This window comes from Acinetobacter sp. 742879 (assembly GCF_000588535.1).
Taxonomy (GTDB): domain Bacteria; phylum Pseudomonadota; class Gammaproteobacteria; order Pseudomonadales; family Moraxellaceae; genus Acinetobacter; species Acinetobacter pittii.
Genome location: NZ_JFYC01000001.1, coordinates 499,810 through 518,775 on the forward strand (window position 1 = coordinate 499,810; position 18,966 = coordinate 518,775).

The 18,966-nt window shown below is 37.0% G+C and carries 20 protein-coding genes and 1 pseudogene; 12 read left to right on the top strand and 9 right to left on the bottom strand.

All coding sequences use genetic code 11. From position 1 onward, the window contains the following. Positions 1-211: 211 nt before the first annotated feature. A complete protein-coding gene (locus J690_RS07165; RefSeq protein WP_002113536.1) occupies positions 212-1,093 on the bottom strand; it encodes a LysR family transcriptional regulator in 882 nt (293 codons plus the stop codon). Positions 1,094-1,207: 114 nt separating this feature from the next. Beyond that, positions 1,208-1,597 carry a hypothetical protein gene (locus tag J690_RS24450; protein WP_025468408.1) on the bottom strand — a complete coding sequence of 130 codons (390 nt, stop codon included), beginning with the start codon at positions 1,595-1,597 and terminating at the stop codon, positions 1,208-1,210. Positions 1,598-2,086: 489 nt separating this feature from the next. Here J690_RS24450 and J690_RS07170 point away from each other — a divergent pair, with 489 nt between their 5' ends. From J690_RS07170 to J690_RS24705, 3 genes are all read left to right on the top strand, one after another. After that, on the top strand, positions 2,087-2,440 hold the full coding sequence (locus J690_RS07170) for a hypothetical protein (RefSeq protein ID WP_078225433.1): 354 nt from the start codon (positions 2,087-2,089) through the stop codon (positions 2,438-2,440). A gap of 97 nt (positions 2,441-2,537) precedes the next feature. After that, positions 2,538-2,651: a hypothetical protein gene (locus J690_RS24245; protein ID WP_107908721.1), complete on the top strand. Its 114-nt coding sequence runs from the start codon at positions 2,538-2,540 to the stop codon at positions 2,649-2,651. A 56-nt stretch (positions 2,652-2,707) separates the two neighbouring features. After that, the gene (locus tag J690_RS24705) at positions 2,708-3,109 is read left to right on the top strand and encodes a J517_1871 family lipoprotein (RefSeq protein WP_017403212.1); all 402 of its coding nucleotides are present in this window, start codon (positions 2,708-2,710) and stop codon (positions 3,107-3,109) included. Here J690_RS24705 and J690_RS07175 read toward each other — a convergent pair. Further along, on the bottom strand, positions 3,086-3,361 hold the full coding sequence (locus tag J690_RS07175) for a hypothetical protein (protein WP_017386926.1): 276 nt from the start codon (positions 3,359-3,361) through the stop codon (positions 3,086-3,088). The two genes, J690_RS24705 and J690_RS07175, sit on opposite strands and share 24 nt — an antisense overlap. A gap of 16 nt (positions 3,362-3,377) precedes the next feature. Further along, entirely contained in the window at positions 3,378-3,806 is a 429-nt protein-coding gene (locus J690_RS07180) for a hypothetical protein (RefSeq protein ID WP_017481173.1), read from the bottom strand. An 81-nt stretch (positions 3,807-3,887) separates the two neighbouring features. On the opposite strand from J690_RS07180, the pseudogene J690_RS23665 reads away from it, so the two are divergent. The 4 genes and pseudogenes from J690_RS23665 to J690_RS07195 all read left to right on the top strand — a co-directional run bounded on the left by J690_RS23665 (position 3,888) and on the right by J690_RS07195 (position 7,972). Further along, positions 3,888-4,020: pseudogene (locus J690_RS23665) on the top strand (hypothetical protein). A gap of 397 nt (positions 4,021-4,417) precedes the next feature. Further along, the gene (locus tag J690_RS07185; RefSeq protein WP_017481172.1) at positions 4,418-5,839 is read left to right on the top strand and encodes a GntP family permease; all 1,422 of its coding nucleotides are present in this window, start codon (positions 4,418-4,420) and stop codon (positions 5,837-5,839) included. Positions 5,840-5,872: 33 nt separating this feature from the next. Further along, entirely contained in the window at positions 5,873-6,658 is a 786-nt protein-coding gene (locus J690_RS07190) for a 3-hydroxybutyrate dehydrogenase (RefSeq protein ID WP_032003616.1), read from the top strand. Between the two features lie 327 nt (positions 6,659-6,985). Beyond that, positions 6,986-7,972: an AraC family transcriptional regulator gene (locus J690_RS07195; RefSeq protein WP_017481170.1), complete on the top strand. Its 987-nt coding sequence runs from the start codon at positions 6,986-6,988 to the stop codon at positions 7,970-7,972. A 68-nt stretch (positions 7,973-8,040) separates the two neighbouring features. On the opposite strand, the gene J690_RS07200 is transcribed toward J690_RS07195, so the two are convergent. Beyond that, on the bottom strand, positions 8,041-9,384 hold the full coding sequence (locus J690_RS07200) for an MFS transporter (protein WP_032035035.1): 1,344 nt from the start codon (positions 9,382-9,384) through the stop codon (positions 8,041-8,043). Between the two features lie 16 nt (positions 9,385-9,400). Continuing rightward, a complete protein-coding gene (locus J690_RS07205) occupies positions 9,401-10,612 on the bottom strand; it encodes an OprD family outer membrane porin (RefSeq protein WP_228132994.1) in 1,212 nt (403 codons plus the stop codon). Between the two features lie 368 nt (positions 10,613-10,980). Here J690_RS07205 and J690_RS07210 point away from each other — a divergent pair, with 368 nt between their 5' ends. From J690_RS07210 to J690_RS07230, 5 genes are read left to right on the top strand one after another with little or no spacing between them, the layout of a single operon-like run. After that, positions 10,981-12,231: a dienelactone hydrolase family protein gene (locus tag J690_RS07210; RefSeq protein WP_032035040.1), complete on the top strand. Its 1,251-nt coding sequence runs from the start codon at positions 10,981-10,983 to the stop codon at positions 12,229-12,231. Between the two features lie 12 nt (positions 12,232-12,243). Beyond that, a complete protein-coding gene (locus J690_RS07215) occupies positions 12,244-13,029 on the top strand; it encodes an SDR family oxidoreductase (RefSeq protein WP_032035042.1) in 786 nt (261 codons plus the stop codon). A 43-nt stretch (positions 13,030-13,072) separates the two neighbouring features. Next, positions 13,073-14,311, top strand: coding sequence for a styrene monooxygenase/indole monooxygenase family protein (locus J690_RS07220; RefSeq protein WP_032035043.1), 1,239 nt, complete (start codon positions 13,073-13,075; stop codon positions 14,309-14,311). A 26-nt stretch (positions 14,312-14,337) separates the two neighbouring features. Further along, the gene (locus tag J690_RS07225) at positions 14,338-14,868 is read left to right on the top strand and encodes a flavin reductase family protein (RefSeq protein WP_014206712.1); all 531 of its coding nucleotides are present in this window, start codon (positions 14,338-14,340) and stop codon (positions 14,866-14,868) included. A gap of 52 nt (positions 14,869-14,920) precedes the next feature. Next, positions 14,921-15,868, top strand: a complete 948-nt coding sequence (locus J690_RS07230; protein WP_032035044.1) for a SphA family protein — start codon at positions 14,921-14,923, stop codon at positions 15,866-15,868. 56 nt (positions 15,869-15,924) lie between these two features. Here J690_RS07230 and J690_RS07235 read toward each other — a convergent pair whose 3' ends face one another. The 3 genes from J690_RS07235 to antB all read right to left on the bottom strand — a co-directional run bounded on the left by J690_RS07235 (position 15,925) and on the right by antB (position 18,964). After that, positions 15,925-16,983, bottom strand: coding sequence for an AraC family transcriptional regulator (locus tag J690_RS07235; protein WP_032035046.1), 1,059 nt, complete (start codon positions 16,981-16,983; stop codon positions 15,925-15,927). Positions 16,984-17,432: 449 nt separating this feature from the next. After that, the gene (antC, locus tag J690_RS07240) at positions 17,433-18,467 is read right to left on the bottom strand and encodes an anthranilate 1,2-dioxygenase electron transfer component AntC (RefSeq protein ID WP_081405085.1); all 1,035 of its coding nucleotides are present in this window, start codon (positions 18,465-18,467) and stop codon (positions 17,433-17,435) included. Positions 18,468-18,472: 5 nt separating this feature from the next. Next, positions 18,473-18,964 carry an anthranilate 1,2-dioxygenase small subunit gene (antB, locus tag J690_RS07245; RefSeq protein ID WP_000076809.1) on the bottom strand — a complete coding sequence of 164 codons (492 nt, stop codon included), beginning with the start codon at positions 18,962-18,964 and terminating at the stop codon, positions 18,473-18,475. Between the last annotated feature and the right edge of the window lie 2 nt (positions 18,965-18,966).

The following is an 18,966-nucleotide window of genomic DNA, read 5'->3' on the forward strand; positions in this document are numbered from 1 at the left end:
TTTTAGCATCACATTTTGCGTTATAGAAGTTAATTTTTTTAAATGATTAATAAGTATAATCAATGAATAGTTTCAAATCGTCTACAAAAGATCAGACGAACATAAAGAAAAATACTTTAAAAAATCACCTCATATCATTGAAAATTATAATAATTAATAATTTTAGCTTAAGCGTGTGCTTAGCTCATCCTAAAAAGCAGTCTTTAATTTTTTAAAATTTATATTGAATCAAAGCTTCAATAAATTGAGTCGAAATATTTGAAATTTCAAAGTTCTTTTTATAAACAATTCCTACAGTCTTATGAATAGATTCATCCTTTAACTCAATGAGTACGTTATGTTCTTTATCAATGTGTTTAGCAAAATGCCTTGGAATTGCACTCACCCCAATTCCATAAGCCACAAAGCTTGAGAGTGATGAAATTTGATGACATTCAACTTTCAAATCGAGCGTTATATTATTTCGCAAACAATTCTGCTCAACCAAATATCGAACAATTGAAGGTTTTTGCAATGTCACGAATGGATTTGAACAAAGCTCTTGCCATGTAATAGAAGATGATTGAGCAAGTGGGTGAGTCTTTGGTAATAGAGCTAAGAAATCTTCTTCAAATAGTGGTTTGAACTCTAGGCCTTCGGTGAGATCAGGTTCAAAGCAGATACCAAGCTCAAAAATACCGTCTTGTACTTTTTCTATAATGGTCTCATTTGGAATATCTTGAATTGAAAAGTTCAAGTTGGGATGAAGTTCTAAAAATTGATGAATTACTTCAGGCAGAATCGCATGAGTCACGAAGGGCATTGAAGCGATACTTAAGGTTCCACGATTGAGCTTAAAACGTTGTTTAACATCGTTTTCCATTTCATCCCAATTGGCGAGTAATTTTTTAGCGTAGGGAATAAGGGATTTACCTTCTTGGGTAAGCTCAACACGGCGAGTATTACGGTTAAATAGTTTTCCGCCTAATTCTTCTTCTAAGCTTTTGATAGTAAGACTTAAAGCAGACTGGCTGAGATGTAGCTCTAATGATGCATTAGCATAGTTGAGTGTACGCGCAAGGGCTAAAAAAGCTTTTAATTGTTTAAGCGTCATTTCTATCCTTTAGATTGCCCAACTCATCTAGAAGGGTAATTTATACGAAAATTTGTCTAATATGATGTTTTTTTGACAAAAAAATAAAAATAAAGCAGGGGACAATAGGCTGAGCTACTTCAGTAAATTTTCCCAACAAAACTCATCTGTGTTATTAGCAAAGAATAGAGCCATTCCAACTACATGGAAAAACAAATAACCTAGCCAAATTGCTTGAGGAGCAACTTTTAAGCCTTCTAATAAAATAGTTGTTGAATAGATTGCTAACAAAAAGGTGAAGAGAATAATGTATGTAGCACTCGCTACAAATTTATATTTTGGTGCTAATTGAGGGATTTTATAACCAATCAAAATTTGCATACCGCAATTTATGATCAATGAAAGTATAGCTACAATGACTTGTGGCGTATTTAGGTATGTTAAAGAGAGTTGCGTAATTATGAAAATAATTTGCCACAGTACAAACATCCCCAAAGGGTATATTATAAATTTAATCCATATCATATTTTGTTTTCTTATCAAGATTTTATATTGTTATTCTATTGAATAATCTAAATTAAATAAATGCTATTTTTAAAAATAAAGAGTATAAATTTGTCCCCCCCCATAAAGATAAAAAGATGAATAAAGCTAAAAATTAGACGTCAAAAAATTAAATGTGCATCCTTAATGAGTGAACGGCACTTTTATAATTTAATTAGTAAGTATCCAAAAGAATATATTAATTTTTACTATTTTGAGATAAGGCTTTATAAAAATCATATGAAAGGTTTGAACATGTCATTGCCATTGGTTTTTGATTCATTTGAGTAAGGCCTAAATTGAATATTTTTTACTATCAATTAAACTATCATTTTGTATATAAATTACTGTAATTAGATGGCTACAACTACACATAGTTCAATATATATTTCACGTCCAAGTAATTACGAGGGAGATGGAACTGACGATAAAGAAGAATTTATTGAGACATGCAATATCCGTTTTAAAGATATGTTTAAAGATCAAAAATCAATCTCCACACTGTCTGAAATTGAAAAAAAATACTTTGAAAAGTGTGTTTCAGCTTCAAATGATAAATATGCTGCTGAGGAAGTTATTTATGATATTGGAGTTGGTTTTGCGGTACTAATTGTTTTGCTGGGTATAGGCTGGGGATTCTATGAGGCAAAAAAATCTTTAAATACCCCAATGATAATTAATCCCAAGGAAAACACTGAGAATGGTACCAATGGAGACCATATCACTAACGGAGTCATCATAGTCCTTTTTTCCATAATTATTGCTGCATTTATTTATCTAATTTTTAGTTTTGTTTCCGGAATATGGATATCAATTAAATATTAAAGTTTGCAGAGATGTATATGGGCTTGAAAAGGATAAGCCGATTAGTTCTAGTCTTGGTGTGGCAAAATAAGTAGAAGATAAGGTAAAGAAAATCACTATGGAGGTTGTGCAATCTTTTGTGGTCTCTATTGTAGGTATTGATGCATATCAAACATCTCATATTGGTTCAATCAGGTCTAGTGTGTATGGGGTAGGGTGCTATATGAACTGATAGTTTTTTATTTTCTGAACTGTTAAGTTTTAGTCATAATTAAAAGGAGTAATTTCATGAAAAAGATAATTTCATTAAGCTTAATTTTTTCATTAAGTGGATGTGTAAGCCCAACTACCCAAATGACTAATAATAAATTTAGCGAAATACAGCCTTCTATACCTTTAGTGTCAGGGGTATGGACGATTTCAATCGGCCCAAGCATATCAACCATAAAACTTGACGCAGATGGTAATGGAATACTTTGCGACGATACTAGTGGACATGTAGTATTCAATAAAGTTAAGTATTTTAATAATATAATTTATCTTCAAAATGGTATGGTTTTAGAAGTTAAGTTTCTTAACAAAGATATACTCGAAGCTAGAACAATTTTAAGTGCCTCTAATTCGAATATGATTTATAAAGCTGATAACGACTTAAAGGCAGCTTCACTAAAATGTGTTAAAGAAATATAGATACCACTTTATAAATTTGCTGCCATAAGGCCAAATAATCAACGGACCTTTTTCATCGCCCAGTCTGATACATCCATTTTTATCTGCTATAAGCTTTCCATGTGCTGAAGCCATCATTGAAATATTACTTTTCATATTGCTTGTAATAAGTATCGGTTGAATAGAAACCTCTTCATGGTTAGTTATAGTAGGCTTTACCATGCAAGATGTTAGGCTAAAAGCAGTTAAAGAAGCTAAGAGTTGAATTTTCATATAGGGCTTTTTTTATTTACTTTTTAGTAAGAGGTTCTATAAATTGATTGATAATAACGCCTTTACTTAGATCACATGTAGTATCAGGTTTAATTATCCATTTGTAGTTGTTCAAATTAATGGGATAAGCTTCTCCGCTGCCGTAAGCAATCGTATCCCCATCTTTATATTCTTTTGAGTCAACAATTAAAAGATACTTATTGCTATCCCAATGAGCATCTTTAGTTGCAAAAATAGGAATCACTCGATCATTTGTATTCATTAAATAAACACAAGAGCCTTCAATCTTGATTTTTGCCTCACTATAGCTTGCATTATCAGCATTACCAGAGTAACCAATTTTTGGAACAATAACCTTATTTTGAGCCAGAGAAGTATCGGTACATCCATTAAGTAGGATGATCAATCCAGTTTGAAGAGTGAACAAAATATTTCTTTTATTCATAACTTATATACTAGTGAAAAGTCTAAATTATAAATTCTATCAGTAGACATGTAATAGTATTCATTACATTGTCTAACTCTAGTGACAGAAGTAGAAGTTATCTTTAATAAACAAGCGCCGTTTTCGAGTAAAGATGAGAATATTAAAAACCACGACTCTATATTTCTGTTCTAATCTTTTGATGATTAAGCTTCAAATTGCTTTATTCAAATAAAGATAAAAAATTATCTGCGCAATATTTCAAAAGAATAAGATGAATTATATTTATCAAATTAATTTAAAAAATATATTATTTAATTATCTTTATTAAATAATATAGAGATATTAATTTAATTTACTCAATAATTAATAAGTTTTATTAAATAATAATAGTTTCTAAATAATTGAATTTTTCTAATGAAGCAACTTAACTATTTGTATTGCATGTATATTTTAAAATTTAAATAAATTGCATTGTTTTTAAATATTTTAGTGATATTTTATTTTTAAGCTCATTTACCTATTACCACTCATAGATACTGTGATTTTTATCATTTTAGGTTTGGGATAACCTAAATATCTTTTGGTAATTTTATTGAACCTAATATCTATTCTTTAGGGAGAAGGAATATATGTGGGAATTATTTGTAATTCTACTTTCGCTTGGGCTGTTGATGTATACAGCTTACAAGGGCTTTTCAGTCATTCTCATGGCACCAATTTGTGCCTTACTCGCTGTTCTTCTCATTAACCCTGCCAATGTCTTACCGTTTTATTCGGGTGTATTTATGCCCAAAATGGTGAACTTTATTAAAGATTACTTTCTTGTATTTTTACTCGGGGCAATTTTCGGTAAAGTCGTTGAAATGTCAGGAATTGCTGAGTCTATTGCACGAACTATTGTGAGATGGATTGGAGCAAAAAAAGCAATTTTAACCGTTATATTGTTAGGTGCAATTTTAACCTATAGCGGTGTAAGTTTATTTGTTGCTGTATTTGCCATTTATCCTTTTGCAAACCAGCTATTTAGACAAGCCAATATTCCAAAACGTTTAATTCCGGGGACCATCGCGCTTGGTGCATTTACATTTACCATGGATGCATTACCGGGTACGCCACAAATCCAGAACGTAATTCCAACTACATTCTTTGGCACCAATATTTATGCTGCACCATTTCTAGGAATTATTGGCGCTATTTTTGTTTTATGCATGGGTTTGGCTTACTTAGAATGGCGTCGCCGAGCTGCTGCAAAAGCAGGCGAAGGGTACTCTGGTTTTGGCGCAGACAATACACAGCCTCAAGAAATTGAAGCCGATATGAACTTACAAAATAACGGAAGTACGGCGCGTCAGTTTTTAGCTTTTGTACCTCTTATTCTTGTTGCTGTAATGAACAAATATTTGTCTAAAGCAATCAAAGAGTGGTATCCAAATGGTTTTGATTTTGCCGCAGTTGGATTAGCGGATTACACAGTGGATGTTGCGAAAACTGGTGCGATCTGGGCGGTGGGCCTTGCGCTGATTGTTGGGATTATTTCTGCAATTTTGTTTGATTATCAGCGTGTAGTGACGAACTTCAAAGAGGGCATTAATGCCAGTATTGGTGGTTCACTTTTAGCGGTGATGAATACGGCTTCTGAGTATGGTTTCGGTGCAATTATTGCGTCATTACCGGGCTTTGCACTGATTAGCCATGCAATGAGTAGTACCTTCACAAATCCATTAGTCAATGGGGCTGTGACCACAACCGTTTTAGCGGGTATTACCGGTTCAGCTTCAGGTGGTATGAGTATCGCTTTAAGTGCGATGGCTGAACAATATAACGCCGCGATTTTAGCTGCGGGTATTCCACCAGAAGTCATGCACCGTGTGGTTGCGATGGCATCGGGTGGTATGGATACACTTCCGCATAATGGTGCTGTTATTACTTTACTCGCTGTTACTGGGTTAACTCATAAACAGTCGTATAAAGATATTTTTGCAGTCACGGTAATCAAAACGTTAGCGGTATTTGTGGTAATTACAGTCTTTACCGTAACGGGTATTGTTTAAATCAGCGCGTTATAAGTATTAAGGAGTAAATAAATGACAAAACTTTTAGACGGTAAGGTCGCTTTTATTACAGGTTCTGCAAGTGGTATCGGTCTAGAGATTGCTAAGAAATTTGCTCAAGAAGGTGCCAAAGTTGTTATTTCTGATATGAATGCTGAAAAGTGTCAAGAAACGGCGCACTCACTTAAAGAGCAAGGTTTTGACGCATTATCTGCACCATGCGATGTGACCGATGAAGACGCTTATAAACAAGCCATTGAGCTTACTCAAAAGACCTTTGGTACGGTTGATATCTTAATTAATAATGCTGGTTTCCAACATGTTGCACCTATTGAAGAATTTCCAACGGCTGTTTTTCAAAAGTTAGTTCAAGTCATGTTAACTGGTGCGTTTATTGGTATTAAACATGTTTTTCCAATTATGAAAGCTCAAAAATATGGTCGTATTATTAATATGGCCTCAATTAATGGCTTGATTGGTTTCGCTGGAAAGGCAGGGTATAACAGTGCTAAACACGGCGTAATTGGCCTAACAAAAGTTGCGGCATTAGAATGTGCACGCGATGGTGTTACGGTAAATGCTCTATGCCCGGGTTATGTAGATACACCGTTGGTTCGTGGGCAAATTGCAGATTTGGCTAAAACCCGTAATGTAAGTTTAGACAGCGCACTTGAAGATGTGATTTTGGCAATGGTTCCTCAAAAGCGTTTGCTCTCTGTTGAAGAAATTGCTGACTATGCGATTTTCCTTGCGAGTAGCAAAGCAGGTGGGGTAACAGGCCAAGCTGTGGTTATGGATGGTGGTTACACCGCTCAATAATTTAAGTATTTTATAAAAGCCGCTTATTTAAAATAGGCGGTTTTTTTATTCGTTAAAAATTTATGATAGTCTGCTGTTCAAAATAATGATTTATCTCTACTCTATTTGCTTATAAAAAATCTAATAAAATAAGTTTATTAAAGTATGAAATTATACTTTAAAGGTATTTAACTTATTTCCATTTTTAAAATCTAATAGAGTATGAGAAAGTAATCTTTACTCTCTTTCTTGATTCGGTATTTTCAGGAAAATTCGTCAATTAAAGGATATTAATTGGCATACAAGTTGCTTTTTAAGCAATAAGTTATTTAGCTAGGTGAAAAGGATATGATATCACTCAGCCAACAGACGGAACTCAATCATTATTCACGCAAGGCTGAATTTGCGCAGAATCTGATGTCCACAATTTGTGGTGAACACCGTTTAGATACAATTTACAAAGACACTCTCGATTTTCACTATGACGGAATGCGTTTGCCTAATAAAAAAATGGCAATCGGTACAATCAGTTATGGTGCAAACGTTGCCATTAACATCTCAAATTTAAAAGCGTATAGCATTAGTTTGCCTATACAAGGTCGACAAGCTCTCAACATTCGTGGCGCTCATTATCAGTCTGATGAAAACAGAGGCCTTATTGTTTCAAATAACGATCAACAAGATTTGATTATTGATAAAGATTGCAGAAAATTTCAGGTGGTTATTCCTGAGCGAAGTATGCAGATTGTCCTTGCAGATCTACTGAATAAACCTATAGAAACGCCTATCATTTTTAACCCTGAAATGCATCTGGACTCGGAGCAACTGATTGGTGCATGGTGGAAGAATATTCAGAATTTTTTACAGCTAAAATCGCAATATAGTAATTTTTATGGTTTGCAGATGTTATCTGAAGACTATGAAAATTTTGTAATTAAAGCCTTACTATTGTCTCAAGAAAATAACTACTCTGAAGCCTTAAAGTCACTCTCACATCAAGATGAACCAGCTTATATCCGTAAGGTTCGTAATTTTATTATTGAACATGCGCATGAAGAAATCTGTGCAGAAGACTTGCAGCGTCTTGCAGGAGTTTCAAAATCAAAATTGTATGATGAATTTCAACAATACTATGGCACCAGCCCAATGTCGTATTTAAAAAAATATCGTCTCCAACAAATTTATAAGATTTTGAGCACTACCGGAGCAGATAGAAAGGTTTCTATTTCAAAGCTTGCCTATGACTGGGGCTTTAACCATTTAAGTCGTTTTTCTCAAGAGTATCGTGAAGAATTTGGAGAAAATCCAAGTGAGACTAAAGGGAAAATTTTCTAATATTTAATTTTTCGCAATAAAAAACCGATTTAGGCAACTAAATCAGTTTTTTATTTATTGCCTAATATTTATAGACTTTCTTCGAGCTTTAACACTTGTTTGTTTTTAGATTTCTCATAAATTACTTTCAGGCTAAGTGCAATAAATGAGATGAAGGTTGGTAGCGCAAGAATAAAGAAAATACCGCTTAAGCTTAGGTTAAAAGTAAAAATGAGTGAGCCAAAGAAAGCACCTAAAATTGCACCGATACGGCCAATACCATGCATCCATGAAACACCAACTGCACGGCACACTGCTGGATAGAACATAGCTGCAAGTGGCAGTAATGAGGACTGAGCACCAGCGAGTAAAGCACCAATTAAGAAAATAGTAAGACCTAACAAGAAAATATTTGAGCTTACTAGACCTGCAACAATGAATAGGCCGAAAGCAATGAGATATGAATATTTAATCACTGTGGTTGGGTTCAGTTTATCCATGTACCATCCCATAATGGTGGCGCCAATTACACCACCAAAAGGGAAAATCGCGGCAATTAAACTAAACTGTTGGGTACTGAAACCTGCTGTTTTTAAAATCGTTGGCATCCAGCTTGTTAAAAGATAGAATACCAACAGACTAGTAAAGCAGCAGAGCCAAAGCATGCTTGAACCCCACAGGTATTTTCCTAAAACCACTTTAACCGGATTTTCATCTGATACAGTTTCTGCTTGAGTTAAAACAAGTTTTACAGGTTCTTGAAAAGAATGGCCTTGAATATTTTCTAATATACGCTGAGCTTTGTCTTGTTGATGACGTGTAATTAAGTATTGCGTTGATTCAGGTAATTTAAGCAATAAAGCAACCACTAAAATAAGCGGAATGCTTCCACCAATAATAATCACCTTAGCCCAGCCATAACTTTCTAATAGATAAGCTGATAGCACACCGCCGCAAGAAATACCGAGCATGAAACCACAGCCAGCAAGGCCTGTGAGGAATGCTTTACGTTTTACAGGCATATATTCAGAGACAATCGTACTGATGTTTGGCATGGCTGCACCTAAACCAACACCTGTAATAAAACGATAAATCATTAAATCTTGGGTCGAGTCGGCAATGCCACACAAAATTGTAAATATTGAAAATAAAAGGCTTGTAAAAACAATGACACCTTTACGTCCAAATTTATCGGACAAAGGCCCAGAAATGATTGCACCGATCGACATCCCGACTAAGGCAGCACTTAAAACAGGAGCGAGTTGAGGCTTGGTAATTCCCCAATCATCCAGCAATGCTGGAGCAATAAAACCAATAATTCCTGTGTCTAGACCATCACAGAAAAAGACAAAAAAGCCTAGGATAAAAACCATCCACTGTAATGGAGACAGTTTCTCGCGGTTGATAATCGTGTTTGCGTCTATCGTTTTCATATGTATTCCTTATTCATTAAAATTTTTTGCTGTAATTGACGAAGAAACGGTTTTCAGAGAAATCGTTTCCATGCTTAACGTCGTAATTGATGAAGATGTACTGAAGAGCTAAGCCTTTGAGGAATGGCTGTTGAAGGGCATAATTGACAATAACGTTTGCTTCACTTTCTTTATTTTTTAAGCCATCTGCTGTCTTAAAGTGATTGCCATATACATATTTGAAAGTGGTATTTAAACCAGGCACATAATCTTTAAAGTCATAGCCATAGATGAAGTGATAAGACTTTTCATCTTGTTTGAAGAAACCAGTCGTGTTCCAGTTAATGAAATAAGTTTCAGGCAAGAAACCATCTGGTAATGGGTAAGCAGACTCACCAATAATTTGCTGATAACCCACACCAAAGCTGTGATTTTTTACTTTAAGTGTTTCTAATAACCCTACATTTTGTGCGTCGATGTCAAAAAGATTTCCATTATCTTTAGCATTGAAATATTTGAATTTTGAATTAACTGAAAAATTAGAATTTTTCCATATATGATCAACGCCGACATAGTGTTTGTTATATAAATCCTCCATATTTCCAAAGTAATATTCACCCTTCAACGTAGGCGTAAATTGATAGCGAAGATCTATATAGTTAAGGCCATCAGAGTAGCCAGTCACACCTTTTGAAGTAAAAGAAAATCGATGGAAATCTTCTTCATTTCGCGGTGATACTTTTTCAATACGGCCAATTTCTGCAAAAAGCTTATCGTTTAGCTGACTTTTAAGATTAGTTCCCCAATAAGACGTTAGAAGTTGTCGACTTGCATCTACAGTGGTTACGGGTAAATCCAGCCATAATTCACCAATGCTGAGTAGTGTCTTGTTATAGCCTAACTTTAAAGTCGCGCCATATTTTAGATAATCAGGTGTTTGGGACTGTGTGGCTTTATCAAAAGGTAATACTGTATCTGCAACATGTTTATCTTGGCTTAAACGAACCGCATATTGTGCTGAAGCATTTGCGCCAATTTGAATCGGGGTTCCTCCAATTTCTAACGGCGTATCATGCATATTTGAGTTGTAAAATAGAGAAACCGATTGTGACCAGCTACCTGTATCTTTTACATCTGGATTGTCATAATTTCTGTCTATATATGCATTTTTTGATGTAAATTTCCATTCTTCATCCGCTGAATAAGCCTGAGTAGAAAATGCACTACAACATAAAATATTGATGAGCATTAACGTTTTTTGTTGTCCATAAAGTGGCCATGGTCGATGCATAAATAAACGCCTTAATTTAGAAAATGACTGGGCTTTTTTTATGTAATCAAACGAATTACATGACTTGATTGAACTATTTTTAGCCAATCGTCACTATCCAATAAGTCCTAATCTTCATCCATTTTTTCCAAATTAGATAAAAAGCATTAATTTAATTTTTTAGTTTAAGATTTTGAAATATAGATGTTTCTTGTTTTTAAAGTTTTTATCCAGTTTGATGAATTTTGATAATTGCGCAGAGATTGGATAGTGCTTGCAGCTTTTGGACAGCCTAAAAAAATATTCGGATAGAAGATAAAGCCATAACAATGTCAGGAGTTGACACTATGGCTGGGCAAACCGTTCAAATTAAAACAGCATCTGGAAAGCAGTTCAGTGCATATCTAGCAACACCAGAAATAGGAAAAGGGCCTGGAGTGGTGCTTTGTCAGGAAATCTTTGGGGTGAATGCAGCTATGCGAGAAAAAGCAGAATTTCTTGCAGAAGAAGGCTATACCGTTTTAGTTCCTGATCTATTTTGGCGTGTAGCACCTAATATCGAACTGGGTTATACACCAGATGATTTTCAAAAAGCTTTTGAACTTTATCAGCAATATGATGAAAACCTAGGTGTTGAAGATATTCAGGACAGCTTAGTTTTTTTAAAGACACGACCAGAATGTGATACCACTACAGGCCTCGGTGTGGTGGGGTACTGTTTGGGTGGAAAGCTTGCTTATCTTGCGGGTTGTCGACTTTCGGAAGTGGCATGTGCTGTAGGTTATTACGGTGTAGGCATTGAAAAGGCGTTAGATGAGTTAGCCAACGTAAAAGGACGTTTGGTTTTACATATTGCAAAACTGGACCAATTTACACCGCCAGATGCGAGACAAACGATTGTCGATGCAGCCAACCAATATTCAAATGTACAAGCTTATGTTTATGAAGGTGTTGATCATGCTTTTGCACGACCAAAAAGCAACCATTACCACAAACCTTCAGCGCGCTTTGCCCATGAACGTACAGTAACAGCTCTACATGAAACGATTGGGCCGAAATATGACCTAGTTGCACTATGGGAAGAGCATATTCGGCATGAGTTCGATACGCGTGACGTACCAGCTACCATGGCAACGATGGTTGCTGAACCTTATGTCAACCATATTCCAACCTTAACTGGCGGTGTAGGCCAAAGCCAGCTTGCCCGTTTTTATCAATATCACTTTGTGCATCAAAACCCGAAAGATATGAAGATCACTTCGATCTCTCGTACGGTTGGCTCAACGCAAGTGGTTGACGAATTCATTATGAGCTTTACCCACGACGCTGAAATTGACTGGTTATTACCAGGTGTAAAACCGACTGGTAAATATGTCGAAATTCCAATGTTAGGTGTGATCCAGTTTAGAGGGGCAAAGTTGTGCCATGAGCATATTTACTGGGACCAAGCGTCTGTACTTGTTCAAATTGGTTTATTAGACCCAACAGGCTTACCAGTTGCAGGTGTCGAGACAGCTCGAAAACTTCTTGATGAAGATCTTCCTTCAAATACGTTGATGCCATCTTGGTCAAGTAGTGAAGGCAAGCCAGTCAATTAAGGAGTATTTGCAATGAATATAAATTTAAAAGGAAAAGTTGCTGTGGTGAGTGGTGGTGCAACACTCATTGGCAAAGCCGTTGTGCAAGCCTTGGTGAGTGCAGGTGCTCATGTCGCTATTTTAGATATCAATGCCAAAGGCAAGGCAATTGCAGAAAGCTTTAATCATGATGTGATGTTTATTCAAACCGATTTAACCAGCGATGCGGCTATTCAACAAGCTGTGGCCGATATTCACCAACATTTAGGTGAAGTGAGTTACTTGGTAAATTTGGCATGTACCTACTTAGATGATGGTTTTAAATCTTCACGTCAGGACTGGTTACAAGCACTCGATATTAATTTGGTCTCCACAGTTGAGCTGAGCCGTGCTTTATACACTGACCTAAAAAAGCAGCAAGGTTCAATCGTTAATTTTACTTCAATCTCGGCCAAAGTGGCACAAACAGGGCGCTGGTTATATCCAGTGTCTAAAGCCGCGATAGGTCAACTCACACAAAGCATGGCAATGGATTTTGCTGCCGATGGTATTCGCGTCAATTCGGTTTCTCCGGGTTGGACATGGTCTCGTGTCATTGCAGAAGTCAGCGGTAATAACCGTGAAAAAGCCGATAGCGTGGCAGCCGATTATCACTTACTAGGCCGATTGGGTCATCCCGAAGAAGTCGCCAACGTGGTTTTGTTTTTATTGTCACCCGCTGCGAGTTTTGTCACCGGAGCAGATTATGCAGTCGACGGTGGCTATTCAGTGATGGGCCCTGAAGGATCACAGCCCGCTATTCCACGTTTAGCCGAATAGCACAGCGTTTTAAAAGCACATTTAGAAAATTATGGAGAATATTATGCGCCGTATTGCAATTGTTGGAGCAGGACAGTCTGGTTTACAGCTTGGTTTAGGCTTATTAGATACAGGCTATGACGTGACAATGATCACCAACCGAACTGCCGATGAAATCCGCCAAGGCAAAGTCATGTCAAGCCAGTGTATGTTTCATACCGCTTTACAAACTGAACGTGACTTGGGACTGAATTTTTGGGAAGAACAATGTCCAGCGGTAGAAGGTATTGGGATGGCTTTAGTCAATCCTGAAAATGGTGGTAAAGCATTTGAATGGAGTGCTCGTCTTGAGCGCTACGCTCAATCGGTCGATCAACGCGTCAAAATGCCATATTGGATGGAAGAGTTTGAACGCCGTGGTGGTCGATTGGTAATTCAGGATGTGGGAATAGAAGAGTTAGAACAACTCGCAAACGACTACGAACTTGTATTACTCGCGGCTGGTAAAGGTGAAGTCGTTAAACAGTTTGAGCGTGATGATGTACGAAGTGTTTTCGATAAACCGCAGCGCGCTTTGGCATTGACCTATGTCAAAAACATGAAGCCAATTTCGCCATACTCTCGTGTGACTTTTAATATTATTCCAGAAGTGGGCGAATACTTTTCATTTCCAGCACTTACAGTAAATGGTCCTTGCGACATTATGGTGTTTGAAGGTATTCCAAATGGGCCAATGGATTGCTGGCAAGATGTCAAAACACCTGAACAGCATCTGCAATGCAGTTTGGATTTACTCAAAAAATTTGTGCCTTGGGAATATGAACGCTGCGCGAATGTTGAGTTAACCGATGCTGGTGGATATTTAGCAGGACGTTTCCCGCCGACAGTACGTAAACCCGTTTTAACCTTACCATCTGGCAAGAAAATTTTTGGTATGGCAGATGCCTTGGTGGTGAATGACCCAATTACTGGTCAAGGCTCAAACAACGCTGCTAAGTGTAGCAAAATCTATTTCGATGCCATTTTAGCCAATGATAATCAAAGCTTTAGCGAACAATGGATGGTTCAAACCTTTGAACGTTATTGGGCTTATGCAGAAAAAGTGGTGGCTTGGACCAATAGCCTGTTAGTACCACCGCAACCCCATGTTGTTGAGCTATTAGCAGCCGCAAGCCAAAACCAGAGCATTGCTTCCATTATGGCCAATAACTTTGATGATCCGCGTGCTTTTGCTCCTTGGTGGTTTGATGCAAATCAGGCTCAAGCATTCATGACCTCAAAAACCGCAGCAAAACTAGCCTAGGTCATAGTCAAAGGGAGATATGAAAAATGGACACAATTGAAACTTTAGCTTTACAAGCGATTAATGCTGAAAACCCAAGAGAAATCCGTAATTTGCTTGGACAGTTTGCAACTGGCGTTACCGTGATTACAACTCGTGGTAAAGATGGTCGAAAAATAGGAATGACAGCCAATTCATTTTCGTCGCTGTCTTTAGACCCACCATTAATTTTGTGGAGTCTTTCAAAAACAGCGCCAAGTTTGTCTGATTTTGTAGAAGCTGAATATTTTGCCATTCACATGTTGGCACAAGAGCATCATCAGCTTTCTGGACATTTTGCTCGGGGTGCTGAAGATAAATTTGCAGGTATTGCCCATCAACAATGCAATGCAGGCGTTCCAATTTTGTCCGATGCACTCGCAACCTTAGTTTGCCGCAATGTAAATCAGTATGAAGGCGGCGATCACCTGATTTTTATTGGTCAGATTGAACAATACCAACAACGCCAAGGTGAACCATTGGTATTCCACGCAGGAAAGTATCGGATTGCCGCAGAGCATCCAGAATTAGCACATTAATTCACCACAATCACGATCAATCCGGTCGTGATTTTTTATAGGAAATAAGAAGATGAAAAGTACTTTAATTAAACATGGCTTTTTAGCAGGGACATTATTAGGTTTGCCGTGGGTTACACATGCCTATGATTTACCGACCGTAAATTTAGGCATGACCAGCTTTCTCGATGGTGGATTACCTGCAGGGTCCGGCTGGTATGCTCAAACCTATTTTCAAAATTATGATAGCAATAAACTGGTTGATGCCAATGGACAAAAACTTGGTTTACCTAAAACAGATTTAAATTATCAAGTACTGGTTGAACAGGTTAGTTATTTATCGAATGTTCGAGTAAAAGATAAAGCCAGTCTAGGCATAAATTTTTTAATTCCTTTTGTCAGCAAAATGGACATGGATGATGGCTTGAATAATGCTGCAATTAAGGCCCAAAGCGGCTTTGGGGATATCATGATCGGACCTTTTATTCAGTTCGATCCAGTCATGGGCGCGCAAGGGCCGAAGTTTGTACATCGTTTTGAGTTTCAGGTGAATTTACCTACGGGCGAATACGATCAACAAAAAGATATTAACCCAAGTAATAATGCTGTTTCATTTGATCCTTATTGGGCTGCCACATATTGGTTTAATCCCAAATGGACTGCTTCAACACGCATCCATTATCTCTACAACTTTAAAAATGATGACCCGAGCTATGCGTTTGCTGGAGCAAATGATATGCAAGCTGGGCAAGCAATTCATGCAAACTTCGCAACAGACTATGCTATTACTGAACAGTTCCGTTTAGGACTAAATGGTTATTGGCTAAAACAAGTCACTGACACTGAAGTCGATGGTGAAAAAGTCAAAGGTAGACGTGAGCAAGTCTGGGCAATTGGCCCTGGTGCGATGTATAGTTTTTCTAAAAATGATCATTTGGTTGCAAATGCTTATTTTGAGCAAGATGCAGAAAATCGTCCAGAGGGAACACGACTACAAGTTCGCTATGTTCATCATTTTTGAGTCATAAAAAAAGCCTTTTATGTTTATTGATATAAAAGGCTTTATCTATTTTTAGTTTACGAAAAAATTGAAGTAATTAAGCCTAAGCCTTCACTGTGCCCAGAGCGGCGAGTCGAAGAAGGTAATTCACCATAACGACGTTTATATTCTTGAGAAAAACGACCTAAGTGAGTAAATCCCCATTTAAATGCAACGTCTGTGACCGATAGATTTTCATTATGCATCAGCTCTAAATGAGCTTGTTCAAAGCGTAATTCTTTAAGATAAGACATTGGGGTAGTACCCAAATAGTTTTTAAAACCAGTAAATAGGGTTCTTACGCTCACGCCTGCATGTTCAGCCAAAATTTCGACATTAAGCGGCTCATGTAAATGTTCTTTAATATAGGCTTCTGTACGCTTCACGAAATAAGGAGAGATTGTTTTTTCTTTATAATGATCAAACTTATGTAATGCGTTATTGGGTTGACCATAAATGAGCGCATTAAACAAATTTGACTCAAACTGTTTAAAAGCTAAAGGATGATGGAGTGGATGTTGCTCACATGCTAAAGCATCCATTAATGTTCTAACGAGCTGTAAAAAGTAGGCTCCACTTTGTGTAGAAAAGTCTAATTTTGGGTCGAAAACGAGTAAGTTATTTTCTGAATCGGCAATGTGCTGACGGCAGTGGTAAGTAAAATCATCCTTTGAAACTTTTAGAATGAGCTGTGGTGAGTTTGCGTGCCAGCGCATACGTAAAGATTGCTGAGGAGAAATAAGAGATGCAACTTGAGAATAAGAAATAAACTTTTGAGAACCAAACTCGATTTCTGCGTAGCCTTGAGTTGGAATTTGAATTAAGTAAAAGCTATCAAGGTGATCTGGTTCAATAATGACATCCGCACCATATTCCAAGCGACTAATAGACAGTGCGCCTGTTTTAACATGGTGCATGGTTGCACTGAAATCTCGCTTCTGCTGAGAGATTTTAAGATCATGCGGTTTAAAAATTTGGCCTACATTTCGGCAAGTTTCGCTTAAATCGTGATGATCAAACACCAGATTATGATTGGTAAAGATAGACTCATTTTGAAAATGACGTCCACTGAGTTCGGGGGAGTTGGCTTGGCTCATATATATCCCTTTTGGCTCACTCCTGTATTTACCTGTATTGCAAAAGCTTTAAACTTTCACTGCACAGCAAGTAAATACGGTACTTAAAAAATTAAGTTACTCGCAAATTACAATGAGATATAAGCAAAATACAGACCAATTTATCCGTTAATTAATGTGATTTCCTCAAATTTTTAATTCGGATTTTGTCCATCAATTTAATACATTCGAGAAATAGAATAGGGGGATATAAAAGGCGCTATAAGTTAATCTCATCATGATCTTATTCCTTAAGATCTATCAAAATTTATAGCAAATCCGAGTGAATTGGTCAATTTATTTTGTCGGAATTTATTGTTTTATATTGTTGATATATATTAACTTTTAATTTTTATGCAAAAATTCAATATACCCCCTACAGAGTATATTGAATCATTTCAGGTTTTAGTGGTTTTTAAATTATTTATACTTCAACGTGATGTATTACTCTGTAAAAACTTCTCGCTATAAATACGGTAGTTTTGCAAAGATTGTTCATCTAACCAATTTTTAACAGCTTCAATCATTGGCGGTGGACCACATAAATACATATCAAAAGCCTGCTCGGCCAATTGTTCTTTATTTAAGTGCTCATGAATATAACCCGCTTTGCCTTGCCAAGCTTCGGTTGCTTTAGTCACAATCGGGTGATAACTAAAGTTTGGTAGCTGTTCAGCATAGGCATGTAAACGCTGTTGTTCACACAAGTCAGTTTCATTATTTACGCCGTAATACAACTGAACTGCAGGTGAGTTAGGTTGTTCGACCAAGTTATCTAGCATTCCCAAGAAAGCTGATAAACCTGTTCCACCCGCCACAAAAACCAGTGGTCGTTCTACTTCACGTAAGTAGAAACTACCAAGTGGCGCTTCGATGAGTAGGGTCTGTCCAACTTTACAGCGATCACGCAAGTAGTTACTCATAACACCATCTGGCAAGAGACGAATTAAAAATTGCAATTGATTGGTTGCATTTGGTCTATTTGCAAAAGAATAAGAACGCCAATCTTCAGTATCTGGAATTTGCAAACGAGCATATTGACCCGGTAAAAACTGAAGTTGTTCAGCGTGACTGCTTGCATCAAGATGTAAGATTGCTGTCGTTTCAGAAACTAGCTCAACCGCAGTCACTTTGGTTTCAATTTTTAAGGTATCACCAGCGTTACAGATAGCAGAATCATGATCGAAATAAAAAGCTGCATCTGATTTCACACGCGTCTGGCAAGCTAACATTTTACGCTCAGCCAAATCACGTTCACTTAATGCATCTTCATCAACATATTCTTGTTCATAAATGCCGGTTTCACACTGACCCTGACAGGTACCACAAACACCTTCACGGCAATCTAGCGGGAGGTTAATTCCTTGGCGAACTGCTGCATCAAGCAGCAATTCATCGTTATTTACCGAAATGAAAAAGGTTTTGCCATCGGCAAAGTTAAGTGCAACTGAATGTCCCATTTTCATTCCCCTTAAACGTGATAGAAGTCTAAAACGGAATCAATTTTGTCATTCAGCAAAATGCTATGCTGACGACGAATGCGGAAACCATCTGCTGTTTGGCGTAAAAGATAAGTAGCGTGTCCGTAAAAACAGCCTTCTAAACCTTGACGGTTATAAAGCGTTTGCCATGCAACTTTTGCTTCAATTAATCCATCATCCAATGTTTTAACTCGGATGTTGTTTATGCTATGCAAAGTACGTGGTAACGGTGTTGCAGATGCTGCTTTACCTGTACGAATACGGAATACTCGGTCTTCAAGGCCTGTACGGTCAGCATAATAAATATAAGACAAACCCTGATTTGGATCTTGAACATAGTTATGGTCATCAATCCACTGTGGAATATGATATTCGCTATCTTCATCGTAAAGCTCTAGATAGGCATCCCAGTCATAAGCATCACAAAGCTCTGCCTTTTTGTACAAAAACTGAGATACAGCAAAATGTAGTTCTTGTGACATGG